We start from the raw sequence: 15,493 nt of genomic DNA, 5'->3' as shown, positions 1-15,493 counted from the left end.
CTTTTCGGTGGGAAGGCGCTAGAAGCCGCGTGCAAATCTCGTCCGAAAAGGTTCCTGACACCTTTTGCGTCCTCCCGCGCTGGCATTAGCTTGGTCGAGGTGCTCATCTCGATGGGCATCCTGGCGCTGGGCCTGCTGGGCGTGGCGGCCATCTTCCCGGTCGGCGGCCACTACGTGCAGGCCGGCGACACCTACGACAGCGCAGACGCGGTGGCCCAGGCGGCGCTGGCGGACGCGGCGGCGCGTGGCTGGCTTAATCCCAGCAACTGGGTGGCGTGCGAGCGCGGCGACAGCACGTTGAGCCGTCCCACCTCCGGCGCCACCCCGCTTCCCGCGGGGCAGATCGCCACCAAGTGGCGCACCCGGTTCGCGTTGCCGTTCGACTACGGGCTGCAGATCGACCTCGCCAGGGGGCTGACGCCGGCGCAGTTGAACCACCTAAACGGTTCGGCCTACGTCATCGATCCCTTGGCGGTCGCCAACGCGGCCCTGTTCTCCGGCACGAACATGTCTTCCAACATCCAGGCGAGCAACATCCCGATCACGGCGCGTGGTGCGGGGTTCTCCTCTGCGGCGTGGGCGCCGTGGACCACCAGCGTGCTCACTTGGCCGGTCCATCGGATGAGCATCGCGACCCTCGACAACGACAACACGGCGCCGTTCTTCGAGTACTACCCGCTGGGCAAACGCCAGGCGGAGTCGATCTGCATCTCTTCGGACGACCTCGCGCTGGAGGTGCCGGACGACCCGGCCCGGCCCATCCAGCAGCGGCTCTCGGTGTTCGGCGGCGTCGCCGTGCAGCGCCAGTCCAAGGGAGAGTTTTCTTGGATGCTGAGCGTGGCGCCCTCGTCCAATGTTGAGCGCAACGCGCTGGCGCTCGACCCCACGGCCTTCGACTACGAGGTCTCGGCCGTGGTGTTCCGCGGGCGCCAGTTGGGAGACGTGAGCCTGCTGCGGGCCTCGGAGCGGGTCGTCTCGGCCCGGGTGATCAGCCGCGGGGTCGGCGGCGGCGAGCTGCTGCTCGAGCGGACGCCCACCTCGGTGTCGGGCGAGCCCGCCGAAGACCCCTTCCTGCAGCTCCGCAAGGGGCAGTACGTGATGCTGGTCGGCCCCCGCCCCGGCAGCACCCCCGCCGCGCCGGCCGTCTTCCTGGCCTGGTACCGGGTGACCGCGGTCGAGGTCCCCAGCAACACGCCAATCGGCGGCCTGACGCCCAACCCACTGACCCAACGCATCGTCTCGCTCCGCGGCCCCGACTGGCCGTGGTTTCCGGGCGCCGTGTTGGACCTGACCAACACAAACCAACTCTCCAACGACCTCCGCGTGGGCATCTTCCCCGGCGTGGTCGGGGTACACACAAGAACCATGCGTCTCACGTCGGGCACGGCGTGGGGCGACTGAGGAGCTAGGTGTCAGGTGTTAGGGATTAGTCGTTAGCACGTTTCTGATGCTAACGACTTCGACCTAACGCCTGGTGCCTCGCGAAGCACAGCGGAGCGCGGGCCAGGCGCTCTAACTTTGGAAGGACGGAACTATGTCATTGAATGAACTCCACACCACGCGTCGCCGCGCGGTCGCCAATCGTCGCCGGCGTGCGCTGCGCGAGCGGCGTCGCGGCGTGCTGCTGCTGGTGGTGCTGAGCCTGCTGACGCTGTTCCTGCTGGTCGGCACGGCGTTCCTGGTGGTCAGCTCGCAGTACCGCAGCGGCGCCAAGGTAGTGGCACAGAAGAGCCGCTCCAGCCTGCAGCCGGGCGACCTCACCGACCGGGCCGTGCGGCAACTGCTGCGCGACACGGGCAACCCCTACTCGGTGATCCGCTACCACAGCCTGCTGCGCGACATGTACGGCACCGACGGCTTCGTGGGCCGGGTGTACGCCGCCCTGCCGGCCGAGACGCTCGTCAGCGCCCAGTACGCCGGCGCCGTGGCCAGCGGCACGCCGCTGGGGCGGACCGCGGGGCAGATCGTCGACCTGTTCGTAGAAGATCTCACCGCGCCCACGGCCGGCGTGGCCGATCCGTCGCACGTGGTGGCCCTCGAGGCCGACCCCGTCTCGGGCCTGCCCGTAGAAGTCACCCTGCCGCAGACCGAGGGCTACTTCAACGGCGCGTTGCTGACGATGCTCGACGGGGCGGGGCGGGGCACGAGCGCGCGGGTGCTAGACTACCGTTACGTCGGCGCCGACGCCGACGTCGCCGCTCAGATCGGCGGCGCCAACCGCAAACGCCTGTTCCGCTTGCGCGTGGTCGCGTTCCCGCGGCAGGACGGCGGGCGCCTGGTGCTGAACGTGCCGGCCGCCGCGGCCGCGCCCAACGACCTGATGGGCCGCACCTTCATGGTGAACGGCCGCGCCCTCAACGGCGCCGGAGTGGGGCTAAACGTGCTGGCCACCGTCGGCGCCGAACGGCTCAACGCGATGGAAGCCATCACCACCCCCGCCGGCCTGGCGGGCGCAGAAACCGCGCTGCTGCCCAACGCGGTGACGTTCAACCCGGCGCTCTCCGTGCGGTTCGACCCGGTAGCGGCCGCGGCCGGCTCCGGCGACCCGACCAACCCCTTCGACGGCCAGCACGCCGCCGCCGCGTTCACGCCGCTCAACCCCGACCTGGCGGACGACGGCCTGGCGAACGGATCGGTCGCGGCGATGAACCTCTACAACGGCTTCACCGGCCCGGGCGACGCGGACGAGTCGTACGACGCGGCCGACTTCCAGAACATGTTCCTGGCGCTGCAGAGCGTCACCCCACGGGCACGCGCGCGGGCCATCCACCCCACGAGTGGCGCGTCGGTGGAGATCGACGCGTACTTCGGCGCCGGCCGACCCACCGCCTGCAGCGGCCTCGACCTCGAGGACGTGCCGATCCCGTCGTTCCACCGCCCGGCGCTGGTGAACTACTGGTTCAACCGGCTGATGAACGCGCCGTGGTTGGCGCTGACAGTGACTAACGCCAGCGAGCGGGCTCAGGCAATTCTACAGCCGTACGACCTTGCGACCGGCACGCCGCGTTTCGGCATGAACCCGACACATGCCGCGCTCATCACCGCCATCAAGCGGCGGTGCATCCTCAGGCCGCTGCGTGAAGACCACCCAGAGTTCGACGGCAGCAACCCGTTGTCGCGCTACGCGGGCACCTACGACCCTACGACCAGCGATCAGTCCGTGAACACCGCCGGCGTGCTCACCGCCCCCGCGTTTGAGATCACCGGCCCGTGGGACGTGGACAACGACGGCGATGGCGTCCCCGACAGCATCTGGGTCGACCTGGGCGACCCCGTGGTCTCCACCGAAGACGGCCGGCTCTACAAGCCGCTGTACGCGTTCTTAGTGCAGGACATGGACGGCCGGCTGAACCTGAACGCGCACGGCTCGAGCGCGCAACTGGCCGGTGTCGACCTCGACCCCTCGACCACCGGCGCCAACCTGGCGGGCGCTTCCAGCAGCAACCTGATGCCCGCCGGCAGCGGCTGGGGGCCGGCGGACGTGACGCTTAGGCCGGTGATGTCGCCGACGCTGCCCAGCGCTTTCCCTGCCGCTGTGGGGAACTGGAACGCGGATGATTTCGCCCGCCTGCTCGGCGGTCGGCCAAGCGCCCTTGCCGGCACCACGGCCAGCTCGACCTCGGTCGCCACGATCTGGGGCCGCTACGGCGGCGCCTACTACAACATCTCCAGCGTGCTCACGTCGCCCGGCGTGCCGTTCAGCCTGGCCGACCTGGGCACCGTTGAGAACCGCACGCTGAGCGAGAAGTTCGACTGGCCGGCGTACGACCCCAGGTTGGCCGCCAAGGTGCTGGCCGCGGGTCTGGCTTCGCCGCAGCAGGACGCCAACTTCCGCGTCTTGCACGCCCTGGGCAACGGCTTCGGCGCCGCGCCCGACCCGTTGGCCCGCTACGCGGTTGGCCTCGACTACCGCGGCCAGCCGGTCGTCGAGTCGAGCTGGGACACGTACGACAGCAACCCGCTGCTCCCCGGGGTCCAGCCCATCAGCCTGCTGCACGACTCTCCCTACGAATTGTTCTTGATGGACCCCTCGCGTCGCGGCCCGGTGTCCGACCCGGCGTTGATGGTGCTGGCCTACGCGACCGCCGGCGCGCCGAAGATCGACGACGACGCCCCGTTCGCCCCAGGCGAGCTGGAGCGGCTGCTGCGTCCCTACGACGCCGACGCCGGCGAGCTGCCGGACCGGCTCTGGAACCTGGTCGACGCGTTCGACCCGCTGAAGCTGGTGGTGGCGCAAAACAACGCGCCCGGCGCCGCCACGCAGGCCTACGCGGCCACGCCGGCCCAGCTCGCCCAGGCGCAAATCACCGCGGCGATCAACCGCCGCAGCGTGACCAGCGACAGCTTCGACGTGCCGGCGAGCAGCGAAGACTGGTCGCGCCGACTGATCAACGGCGCCGACGGCCGGCCGGGGCGCCCGCTCGACCCGACCAAGAATAGCGCGCCGGAGAACGGCGACGACGACCAGAACGGCCAAATCGACGACGGCAGCGAGACGTTCGCTGTCTACGTCGCCTCGCAGTCGGGCCAGTACGACACGCTGTTCAATCAGGGCTGCGACGACTACGTGGTGGTGATGCGTGAGAACCCGCCGGTCCGCGCCAGGCTCATCGACTACCTGCGCTACCGGGTGGTGCTGGGGCTCAAGCGCGACGGCGTGTACGGCCCCGCCGTGCCCGCCACCAATGCGGCGCTGGCGTTGTCGGTGAACCTAGTGATCAACGGCGACAACACCGCCACGTCCAACCAGGTACGCACCAACGTCGCCAGCTTCGGCGGCCTGATGGCGCCCGAGACCCTCGGCGGCATGAAGCTCGACCTCAACCGCCCCTTCGGCGACGGACGCGACAACAACGGCAACGGCGTGGTCGACGAGCCCCAGGAAGCGGGCGAGCCGTGGGTCGACAGCAACGGCAACGGCGTGTGGGACAACGAGCCCTACATCGACCTGGACGGCGACGGCCGCTTCTACGCCGACCGCAACGGCGACGGCGCGCTAACCGCCGCGGACTGGCTGGTTAATTCCGCCGGCGTCGCCGAGCCGATCGTCGACAGCCTGTGGGCCAGCCAACCCGGCGGGCCGTTTGCGTTCGACTACACCCAGGGCCAGGACGCCACCGGCCGCGGCGCGGTGACCCCGGCGGGGCAGAAGATCCACGACGACGCCCGCATGGCCCGCCAGCTCTACGCCCGGCACCTGTACTGCCTGATGCTGCTGCTGATGGACGAGAACTACCTGGCGCCGTGGGACCCGGACGACCCGCAGGTGATGGACTACATCGACCCGGACAGCGCGCCGAACAAGCAGCAGATCTTCGACGTCCGCGACAACACCAAGCGGATCCCCGCGCACGGCCACAACGGCAGCCCCGCGTGGCACATCGCCCGCGCCATCGCCGGCACGGGCAACAACCCCACGCCGCAGCAGAAGGCCGAGGCGCGGCGCCTCGCGCTCCGCAAGCTCACCTGCCGGCAGGTAGCCCAGTGGGCCATCAACTGCGCAGACATGCGCGACCCGGACGTGATCAACAGCGAGTTCGAGTACGACGAGAACCCGTGGGACGGCTGGAACGTGGTGGACCGCGCGGGGGGGCAGATCTACCCGCTGGACGGCGACCTGGCGACCGACGAGAACGCGCGGTACGTGGTCGAGGTGACCGGCGCCGGCTTCGCCGCCCCGGTGCAGCGGCCCAACAGCGACGAGGTCTCGTGGCTCGACCGCACCCGCGGCGTGGTGTGGGGCACGGAGCGTCCCGAGCTGCTCATTACCGAGACGCTCGGCCTGCACGACCGCCGGCTGGAAGACATCGGCGGCTTCGAAGAGACCAACCTCGCCAATTCGCTCGAGCTGGACCAAGAGGAGAAGACCAACCACAAGATCGGCGACGTCGACGAAGAGGGCAAGCCGCTCGAGGACGACCTCGACCAGCGGCTCCGCCCGTTGGGCGCCGGCATCGTCGAGCTCTACAACCCCCACAGCCCCGACGGCCAGCTCCCCGCAGAGCTGTACCAACGCCGCGACGAGTTCGACCTGGACAACGACGGCAACTTCGACGAAGCGATGCCCGACATGTTCGACCTAGACGGCGACGGCAACCGCAGGGAGCCGGCGCCGATGCAGGGAGTCGTGCTCAACCGCCTCAGCGGCGCCGGGCCCAACGTCAAGCCGTCGCCGGTGTGGCGTTTGATCGCGGTCGAAGAGCACCCCTGGCTGCGCAACGGCGACCTGATGGACGGCTCCCCCGCCGTGGCCGGCGAAGGGACCGAGGGGGGCGCCCCCGCCGAGAACTTCCCGTACGTCTACGAGGACCTGGCGGCGGGGACCGACCTCAGCGCCCAGGCCTACTCGCTGCGGAGCCGCACCGCGGGCTGGAGCGACGGGCAGGCCCACCCGCAGTCGCTGCGGCTCTACGACCCCGACTTCCCCACGTTCCCCGGCGACCAGATGCCGCGCGTCAACGGGCGGGCCAACGACCAGAAGTTCCCCCCCTACGGCACGCAGAGCACCGACCAGTTCAACCAACTCCCCATCGAAGACCGCATCAAGATGTACATGCCGCGGCAGTACATCGAGCGGGCGATGTACTTCACCAGCAACACCAGCCTCGGCACATCGGGGACCACGGCCAACAACTTCGGCCGCAACCCGCAGAACCTGAACGTCCGCATCCCGTTGCGTTCGATCGACATCCCGCTGGCGCTCATCCCCAGCGACTGGCAGAGCTACCTCCGCGCGGACCGCAACGCCCGCGCGTTCCCGGACAGCGTGTACATCCCGACCCAGGTCGAGTCGCAGGGCGACCCGAACCTGCGCTACCTGCAGGTCTTCCAGCACCGCTTTGTGCCGCTGGCCCGCGACGTGTTCAACTCGGGCGACCTGAACAGCCTGCCGGGCGACGCGTTCAATTCCGACATCCCGATCGCGCCGGTCCTGCCGGGCCGCTTCGCGGTGGTCGGCACCATGGGCTACGTGCACAGCGACGAGGCCCGCGGCGGCAACGTCCCCAGCAAGGACTACCCGGGCCGCTGCATTACGCCCATCGGGCGGGTGTCGCGGTCGGTCGCCCCCAGCGACGGCACGCCGCGCGACGAGAACTACCGCCCCGACCGGGTGCGGCGGCTCGAGCTGATGCCGACCCCCAACCCGGACGCCCACGGGGTGACCTTCGCCCTGAACGCGGGGAACGAGAGCGCCGTGATGGACGGCAACCAGGACGGCAAGTTCGAGGGGAACGTCACGGACATGGGCGCCATCGCCCGGACCACCGCGACCCCCAACCCGCTGCTGCGGGCCTCTGCGCCCCTGATGCAGCGGCAGGTGCAGCCCGCGGTCGCGGTGCCGGTCAAGGGGATGAGCTTCTCCGAACCGCTGGACGGCTACTTGCTGCGGCAGATCGAGCTGTCGCGGAGCGACGTGGGGAACATCCCGCAGCGGATCTGGCGCCCCAGCTTCGCCAAGGGAGAAGGGGAGTTCAGCGGCGGCGGCGAAGGCAAAGACGAGTCGTGGCCGTTCGACGAGCCGTTCGACATCGTCCGCGCCCTGGTTGAGAACCACACCACCCCCAACTGGCGGAGCGTCCACCTGCAACGCCTGGCCAACCCGCTGGCCCCCTGGAACCCCGCACCGGGCGACGCGCAGTATGTCCCCGGCCTGGCGGTGAACCCCTACCTGACGCTCGACTCGGCGCCGGTCGACCTGACCAGCTACAACGGGACCGATCCCGCCGAAGAGGAGCTGGGGCCCGACCCCGCGGCGCCGACCCTGCGTCGCTCGCTGGCCAACAGCGGCTTGCAGGCGCCCGAGGACCTGCACCGGTACCGATCGGAGATGCCCGACACCGCGCCCAAGATGCCGCCGGGCCGCCCGTTCAGCTCCGCCAACAGCTCGGGGGGGGCGTTCATCATGACCCTCTCGTCGCTGGAGCGCGGCTTCCACGGCACCATCCCCGGCGCCGGTGGGCCCGTGATCCAGGACCGGCTGTTGTGGAAGCAAGAGACCGGCAGCACGCTGCCCGACCTCAAGGCGATCCGCCTGACGGGCCGCAACCGCATGCACGGCGCCACCGGCAACAAGAGCTCGTTCGTCCATTCGCACCAGCCCCGCCCGGCCGGCGACGCCACCGAGGCCTACCTGCCGTGGCCGCCGGGGGTGACGTTCCCCGACACGGGCCAAGCGGTCTCCGACCTGCACGGCGACGGGCGTATGGACATCGACGACCTGATCCCCGAGCAGCACGTGGTCGACTTCCCGATCCGCCACTCGCTGGGCTACATGAACAACGCCTACGGCGGCCCCTACACGCAGCAGACGTTCGAGGACCCACGGATTCCCAATCCAGACGACCCCGGCGATCGAGTTTCTGATGGCGCGGGGGTCGACCTGAACAGCAACGGCGGCATCGACCCCAACTTCTACACCGCGGGTCCCGCCGACATAAACGCCGACGGCGCCTTCGGCGACCTGCTGGGCTCGCCCCACACCGGGTCGTTCCACAACTCGACCTACACCTGGCTGGCGTGGAACAACCGCCCGTTCTCCGGTCCGGGCGAGCTGCTGCAAGTGCCGGCCGAGGGGGGCACACGGATGCTGGCCCGCTACAGCGGCGGGCTCGTGGGGGGCAGCGACCAGCCCAACCCCTACAAGGGCGACTTCTTCAACCTCACCCGCCCGAACGTGACCAACATCGGCCGGCTGAACAACGGGCGCTACCCGTTCGGTCAACTGATGAACTACTTCCAGAGCGCCACCGAGCCCTCGATCTACGCGATCGTGCCGGAGGACAGCATCCTGGACCCCGGCGCCGACCCAGACGGGGACCTGATCCCCTCGGCCGGCGGCGCGCCCAACTTCCACCGGATCATGAACTACGTCCGCGTGCCGAGCCCGTTTGTCGGCGCCCAGACCCGCTTCAACCCGTCGGTCTTCACCCCGCTGGCGACCGACGGCCTCAACGAGCCGACCGCCGACCTGCTGGCGCCGTTCAACCTGGTCGATAGCTGGCGCGAGCCGGGCCGCGTGAACCTGAACACGGTAATCGGCCGCTACACGCCGGGGACCGCCAGCACCCCCCCGTCGCACTGGTCGGTGACGTACGACGGAGTCATGCACCGCGAGCAAGACGCCCGCGTGAACGCCGGCCAACTGAGCCAGCTCGGCCCCGCTTGGCGCGACGTGCTGCTGAGCCGCCGCGGCTACGGCGACTCGGGCACGGGCGACCGGTTCCCGATCGGCAATCAGTACGGCCTGCCCGACGTGCACGGCCGGGCGCTCAACGCCAACTTCCCGACCTTCTTCGCCAACCCGTTCCGCGGCAGCGACGAGGGCGACCTGTCGCCGCTGCCGCAGATGGTGCGGATCGGCGCCGAGAGCGGCCTGCTGCGTTCGCACCCCTACTCTCCCGGCGCCGACGCCGCGTGGGGCCGCCGGCACTACCGCTGGTTCGAGCTGAACGACAACGCGTCCGACACGCTGGCCGACGACAAGGCGGACGGCGACGGCCTGTACGGCCGCGACACGATGAACGACGTGCTGGGCGACGACCTGGCCGGCGGCACGCTGAACAACCTGGACAACGGGCTGGTGGACGACCCCTCCGAGGCGGGTCTGGTGCAGGCCGGCACCGGCGACCCGTACAACCCCTCCGCCGACGACGAGTGGTTGTTCCAACCCAACGGCACGGCGGTCGCCGTCACGCTCTCCCCAACGGGCAACCAGGGCCCGCACCAACGCGTTCCGTTGTTCTCCGACGCCACCAAGGGGGGCCCGGTCGTGCAGACCCGCAACGGCCCGACGCGCTACTCGTTCCCCCGCATGATCGACGGCGACCGCAACGCGCCGCTGTACTACAACCCCATCACCCGCCTCTCCAGCATCGCCAGCACCCGCAGCGGCGTGTTCGCGGTGTGGGTGACGGTGGGGTACTTCGAGGTCAAGCCGGCGCCCGATTGGAACGACCCCGACGCCGCGATCCAAACCGCGGTCCGGGCCCGCTTCCTCGGCGACCGCACGCTGTACGACAAGGTCTACCCAGAAGGGTACCAACTGGCCCAAGAGCTGGGCCATCAGACCGGCGACATCCAGCGGCACCGCGCGTTCTACCTGGTCGACCGCACCCTACCGGTAGCGTTCAAACCGGGCGAGGATGTGAACGTCGAGAAGATGATCCTGGTGAAGCGACGCATCGAGTGACGAAGCGCGTAGCTGTAGGGTGCGATTGCGCTGCGCTTCATCGCACCCTACCTTCGAAGGCTGACCGCTAACAGCAAAAAAAATGCCCTACCAACCCCCGCCACGCAGCAAGAGCGACCAAGCCAAGTTCATCACCCTGGTGGCGGTGCTGACCGTGGTGATGATCGCCGTGCAGTTGTGGTGGCGCGGCGACGGCCCGCCGCACAGGCCGGTGGCGCTGCCGCCGATGATGATGGTCGACGGCTGGCTGAACACCGAAGCCCCCCCCGAAACGGCCGAGCTGCGCAAGGGGCTGCTGGTGGTCGACTGCTGGGCCACCTGGTGCGGGCCCTGCCGGGCGTCGCTCCCCAACTTCGCCGAGATCCACCGCATCTACGGCGACGAGCCGGGCGTGACGTTTGTCGGCCTCACCTCCGAGCCCGAGTCGGACCGCGCGAAGATCGAGCAGGTCATCGACTCGACCGAGGGCTTCGATTGGCCCGTCGCCTACGGCGCCCAGCCGATGTTCGACGCGCTCGGCATCCAGGGCATCCCCACGTTCTACATCTTCAAGAACGGCCGCAGCATCTGGAGCGGCCACAACGTCGACCGGCTGGCCAGCGAGCTCGGCAAGGCCATCGAACTCGGCAGCTAGATCCGCGTCCTATTCGGCCGCGTCTGTCGATTCTTCCACCACGGGGTTGGTGAGCCGGCCGATCCCTTCGATCTCGACGGTCACCTCGTCCCCCGGCTTGAGCCACACCGGCGGCGTGCGGGCGAATCCCACCCCGTGCGGCGTGCCGGTCAGGATCACCGTGCCGGCCCGCAGCGTGGTGCTGGCGCTGAGGAACTCAACGAGGCGCGGCACGTCGAAGATCATGTCGGCGGTGGTCCAGTCCTGCATCGCCTGGCCGTTGAGCAGCGTCTTGATGGCCAGGTTGTTCGGGTTGGGGATGTCGTCGGCGGTCACCAAGCAGGGGCCCAGCGGGCAGAACGTGTCGAACGTTTTCCCCCGGCACCACTGCCCGCCGCCGCCGTTACGCTGCCAGTCGCGGGCCGAGACGTCGTTGCCGCAGGTGTAGCCCAGCACGTAGTCGAGGGCCGACGCACGCGAGGCGTTCTTGCAGTCGCGGCCGATCACCACGGCCAGCTCGCACTCGTAGTCGACCGTGTCGCTCCGCAGCGTGCGGGGCAGCACGATGGGGTCGCCGGGGTTTTGCAGCGCGCCGGTGCTCTTCATGAACAGCACGGGGTGCTCCGGGAGCCCCTTGCCCCCCTCCTCGGCGTGCTTGGCGTAGTTCAGGCCGATGCAGAGGATGTCGACCGGCTCGAGCGGGGCGAGCAGCTTGGCGACCTCGGCCCCCTGGCCGGTGTCGGTGGGGCCGCCCAGCAGGTCCCCATTGAGCAGGGTGACCGAGTCGTCGTCGTGCAGCCGGCCGAGCCGAACATCGCCGGCGGGGTCTTGGAAGCGGATGATTTTCATGGCGTTAGTGTGACGCTACGTACGGGAACCGCCAAGACGCCACGAGCGCCAAGAACGCCAAGGAAAGATTGACCGGATAACAGGCTGGTCCAGACGAACGGGGTCACCTCGGTTTGGGGGCCGGCAACTTGGCTACCCTCGTCTTGGCGAACTTGGCGCTCGTGGCGTATTGGCGGTTCCATCTTTCTTTCACCGGCCGTGAGAAGAGTTGCTTGCGTTGACACGTCGGCATGCGGGCAACTATTGTGTCGACACTGCTTTTCTGGGCGCCGTGGCGTCCCCCTATTTCTGGAGTGACGCCGACGTGTCGGACGAGAACGAAGCCGCCTCGGGCGAGTATGAGCGCGAGCGGGTGCCCGATCGGGCGCTGCAGGGCGCCGGCTCGTTCTGGGGCATGTACGCCGGCGAGCACACGGCGGGGACCGAGTTCATGATCGGGCCGCTGTTCGTCGCCTGGGGCGCCGACGCGTTCGACCTGATCGTGGGCCTGCTGGTGGGCAACCTGCTGGCGGTGCTGACGTGGCGGTACGTCACCGCTCCCATCGCCACCAGCCAGCGGCTCACCCTCTACTACCAGCTAGAGAAGATCTGCGGGCGCGACCTGGTGACGCTTTACAACTTCGCCAACGGGCTGCTGTTCTGCTTCCTGGCGGGCGCCATGGTGACCGTGTCCGCTACGGCGGTCGGGGTGCCGTTTGGCGACGCGGTGCAGATGCCCACGTTCGCGGATCGGATGCCGACCGGCGCGCCGTGGGTGCTGATTTGTTTGGCGATCGGCGCGGTGATGACGCTGGTCGCCGCCAAGGGCTACGCGGTGGTGGCCAAGGTGAGTCAGGTGGCGGCGCCCTGGATGTTCCTGATGTTTGTGGCGTGCGGCGTGACGGTGCTGGCGCGGCTGGGCACCACCGACGTCGTCTCGCTGCTGGGGGCGACCGAGGGGAGCGAGCCCAAGATCGGCTTCTGGGGCATCGTCTGCTTTGCGTGGTTCTGCAACGCGGCGATGCACCTGGGGATGGCGGACCTTTCGGTGCTGCGGTTCGCCAAGAAGCCCAGCTACGGCTGGGCGTCGTCCGCCGGGATGTTCTTGGGGCACTACATCGCGTGGATCTGCGCCGCGTTGCTGTTGGTGTACTGGGTGCGTGTGCACGGGGTCGACCCCGCCGAAGGGAAGCCGCCGGGCGACATGGTGTTCGACGCGGTCGGCTGGGCGGGCGTGCTGTGCGTGATCATCGCCGGCTGGACCACCGCCAACCCAACGATCTACCGCGCCGGCTTGGCGTTCCAAGGGATGTTCCCCTCGATGTCGCGCGTCACCGGCACCGTGCTGGCCGGGGCGGTGTGCACCATCGCCAGCGTTTTTCCGGCGTTTGCGATGCAGTTGCTGGACTTCGTGGGGATCTACGGCACCATCCTGGCTCCGGTGGGCGCGGTGATCGTGGTTGATCACTACCTGGCGCCCCGGCTGGGGTTTGAGTCCAGCTACGCCGCGAAGTCGGGGATCGGTTTCAACGTGGCGGTGATCGTGGCGTGGCTGCTGCCGGTCGGCATCGCGATGTGGCTGTTCACCTACTACGGCACGCCGCCGTACTTCTTGCCGCTGCCTTGCTGGATTGCGTGCGGCGTCATCTACGCCTTGCTGTCGAAACTAACGCAGCGGCGTCCGGCCGTGGTGGAGGGGGTGCAATGAACGTCATGATCCGAGTCGTCGCGCTGGCGGCCCTTGTGGGGACCATCGCCCCTAGCCTGTTGCTGTTGGGGGGCCACATCAGCGAGCCGGCGATGCGCACGAGCATGCTGGCGGCCACCATCGTCTGGTTTGTGGTCGCCCCGTTCTGGATGCTGGGTAGTGAGGGGAGGGGACGCGACAATTCGACGCCAGAACACTCCGTGACGGACGCCGCCGGCCGGCCTACAATCTAATAGGCAGGTTCCATGGCATTCGTGCGGAGGGCGGTTCGATGAGCGACTGGCTAAAAGACAAGACCGCGGTTGTCCCGATCGATTTCGGCGACCAGTCGGAGATGGCGATCGATTCGGCGCTAGAGATCCTCGGCGATCCCGGCAAGATCACCGTCCTGCACGTGGCGCCCGATCTGGCGGTGATCGAGCCCGGCATCATGTGGGGGGAGATCTCCGACGAGTCTCGCGAGACGCACCTCAAGGAAGCGTTCGCAAAGCGGTTCGCCGATCCCAAGTACGCCGGCCTGAAGTTCGACGTCCGCTTCGGCGACGCCGGCCACGGCATCGCCAAGTACGCTCAGACCCACGACGCGGGGATGGTGATCATGCCCTCCCACGGCCGCACCGGCTTCGATCACCTGCTGATCGGTTCGGTCGCCGAACGCGTGATCCGCTACGCACACTGCCCGGTGCTGGTGCTGCGTAAGTGACGGGTGGGAACCCCGGATAGCACGGATGAGAAAAGAAGTTGGCCACGAAGAGGCGCAAGAAAGCACAAAGATTATCGGTGAACGATTGGGCCACAGAGTTCAGGCTTCTAAGGCGATTGGTCGTGCGATAGATGGCATGGGAGTCGGGCGGTCGCACGCACGATCGGTGGGCGCCTAGGGTTGCTTCTTTGTGCTTTTTCGTGCCTCCTTGTGGCTATCGTCCGTCATCCGTGAATTCCGTGTTACCCGTGGTAAAGCGTAGTCCCGATCCGCAGAGGCCCGCTGTTGACGACTCCCGCTGACTGTGTCGAGCTGTTGCGGGCGATGGTCCGCTTCGACACGGTTACGCCCAGCGCCTCGGGTAGGCCGGAAGCCGAGGGGGAGCTGGGCGCCTGGCTGGCCGATTTCGCCCGCAGGTGGGGCTTCCATACGCGGGCGCTGCCGGTCGCGGGCGCCGCGCCTAATATCTTGATCACGTGCGAGTGCGGCCACGACGCCCCCTGGCTGCTGCTGGATAGCCACCTCGACACGGTCGGCGTCGAGGGGATGACGATCGACCCCTTCGGCGCCGAGCTGCGGGATGGCCGCGTCTGGGGCCGCGGCGCGGCCGACACCAAGGGGACCGGCGCCGCGATGCTGTGGGCGCTGCACGAGTCGGCCGCGGCCGGCGCGCTCGCGTGGAACACGGCGCTGCTGCTGACCGTGGGCGAAGAGCACCTTCAGCCCGGCGCCCAGAGCTTCGCCGCGCGCGACCTGCCAACGCTGGGCTTGCGCCCCTGGGGGGTGGTCGTCGGCGAGCCTACCGGCATGCGGGTGGTCGCCGCCGCGAACGGTTATGTCCGTGCGCGTGTGGTCACCCACGGGGTGGCGGCCCACTCCAGCACCCCGGAGCGGGGCCGCAACGCGATCGTCGACATGGCGCGTGTCATCTCGCGGCTGCAATCCGAGCACGTCGGCCGGCGGCCGGCGCCCCACCCGCTGACCGGCGCGGGGAGCTGCAGCATCAACCTGATCACCGGCGGCACGCAGATCAACGTCGTGCCGGAGCAGTGCGAGGTGCGGCTCGACCAGCGGATCACCCCCGACCAAACGCCGGAGCAGGCGCTCGCCGAGATGGACCAGGTGCTCCAGCGGCTCCGCGAGGAGGACCCCACGCTGCGGGTGAGCGTGGCGGCCGCAGAAACCGCTGCCCCCTTGCCGCACGACCAGAACACCGCGGTAGCGGAGTGGGCCAGCGCCACGCTGCGCGGGGCGGGGCAGGACGGCTCGATCGTGGGCGCGCCGTACACCACCAACGCCAATCGGTTCGCCCAGTTCGGGCTGCGGTGCGTGGTGATCGGCCCGGGCGACATCGCCCAGGCGCACACTGCCGAAGAGTCGATCGGCGTCGAAGAGCTCCACGCCGGCGTCCGCGGCTACCGGGCGCTGCTAGAAACGCGGGACCGGTCTTAG

General features: G+C 68.9%; 8 protein-coding genes. 7 read left to right on the top strand and 1 reads right to left on the bottom strand.

The genetic code is table 11. The annotated features are described in order from the left end of the window. Positions 1–90: 90 nt before the first annotated feature. The 3 genes from Pla175_RS17645 to Pla175_RS17635 all read left to right on the top strand — a co-directional run bounded on the left by Pla175_RS17645 (position 91) and on the right by Pla175_RS17635 (position 10,823). Complete coding sequence (locus Pla175_RS17645) at positions 91–1,401, top strand: type IV pilus modification PilV family protein (RefSeq protein ID WP_145288131.1); 1,311 nt, start codon at positions 91–93, stop codon at positions 1,399–1,401. Between the two features lie 133 nt (positions 1,402–1,534). Continuing rightward, on the top strand, positions 1,535–10,189 hold the full coding sequence (locus tag Pla175_RS17640; protein ID WP_145288128.1) for a hypothetical protein: 8,655 nt from the start codon (positions 1,535–1,537) through the stop codon (positions 10,187–10,189). An 82-nt stretch (positions 10,190–10,271) separates the two neighbouring features. After that, entirely contained in the window at positions 10,272–10,823 is a 552-nt protein-coding gene (locus tag Pla175_RS17635) for a TlpA family protein disulfide reductase (protein WP_145288125.1), read from the top strand. Between the two features lie 9 nt (positions 10,824–10,832). Here the strand turns inward: Pla175_RS17635 and Pla175_RS17630 are convergent, their stop codons facing one another. Beyond that, the gene (locus Pla175_RS17630; protein WP_145288122.1) at positions 10,833–11,651 is read right to left on the bottom strand and encodes a fumarylacetoacetate hydrolase family protein; all 819 of its coding nucleotides are present in this window, start codon (positions 11,649–11,651) and stop codon (positions 10,833–10,835) included. A gap of 271 nt (positions 11,652–11,922) precedes the next feature. On the opposite strand from Pla175_RS17630, the gene Pla175_RS17625 reads away from it, so the two are divergent. From Pla175_RS17625 to Pla175_RS17610, 4 genes are all read left to right on the top strand, one after another. Continuing rightward, positions 11,923–13,338: a purine-cytosine permease family protein gene (locus Pla175_RS17625; RefSeq protein ID WP_315851491.1), complete on the top strand. Its 1,416-nt coding sequence runs from the start codon at positions 11,923–11,925 to the stop codon at positions 13,336–13,338. Continuing rightward, positions 13,335–13,571, top strand: a complete 237-nt coding sequence (locus tag Pla175_RS17620; RefSeq protein ID WP_145288120.1) for a hypothetical protein — start codon at positions 13,335–13,337, stop codon at positions 13,569–13,571. The genes Pla175_RS17625 and Pla175_RS17620 overlap by 4 nt, the downstream gene beginning before the upstream one ends. 38 nt (positions 13,572–13,609) lie before the next feature. Further along, positions 13,610–14,041 carry a universal stress protein gene (locus tag Pla175_RS17615; RefSeq protein ID WP_145288117.1) on the top strand — a complete coding sequence of 144 codons (432 nt, stop codon included), beginning with the start codon at positions 13,610–13,612 and terminating at the stop codon, positions 14,039–14,041. A 285-nt stretch (positions 14,042–14,326) separates the two neighbouring features. After that, positions 14,327–15,493, top strand: a complete 1,167-nt coding sequence (locus tag Pla175_RS17610; RefSeq protein ID WP_145288114.1) for a M20 family metallopeptidase — start codon at positions 14,327–14,329, stop codon at positions 15,491–15,493.

The organism is Pirellulimonas nuda (genome assembly GCF_007750855.1).
Classification (GTDB): domain Bacteria; phylum Planctomycetota; class Planctomycetia; order Pirellulales; family Lacipirellulaceae; genus Pirellulimonas; species Pirellulimonas nuda.
The sequence above is the reverse complement of the archived record's forward strand: the minus strand, read 5'-3'. Positions and strand labels throughout refer to the sequence as shown.

Bases quoted from the DNA above. Each gene is read 5' to 3' on its own strand.
- Pla175_RS17635 (WP_145288125.1), top strand. From the start codon at position 10,272: ATGCCCTACCAACCCCCGCCACGCAGCAAGAGCGACCAAGCCAAGTTC.
- Pla175_RS17620 (WP_145288120.1), top strand. From the start codon at position 13,335: ATGAACGTCATGATCCGAGTCGTCGCGCTGGCGGCCCTTGTGGGGACC.
- Pla175_RS17615 (WP_145288117.1), top strand. From the start codon at position 13,610: ATGAGCGACTGGCTAAAAGACAAGACCGCGGTTGTCCCGATCGATTTC.
- Pla175_RS17640 (WP_145288128.1), top strand. From the start codon at position 1,535: ATGTCATTGAATGAACTCCACACCACGCGTCGCCGCGCGGTCGCCAAT.
- Pla175_RS17630 (WP_145288122.1), bottom strand. From the start codon at position 11,651: ATGAAAATCATCCGCTTCCAAGACCCCGCCGGCGATGTTCGGCTCGGC.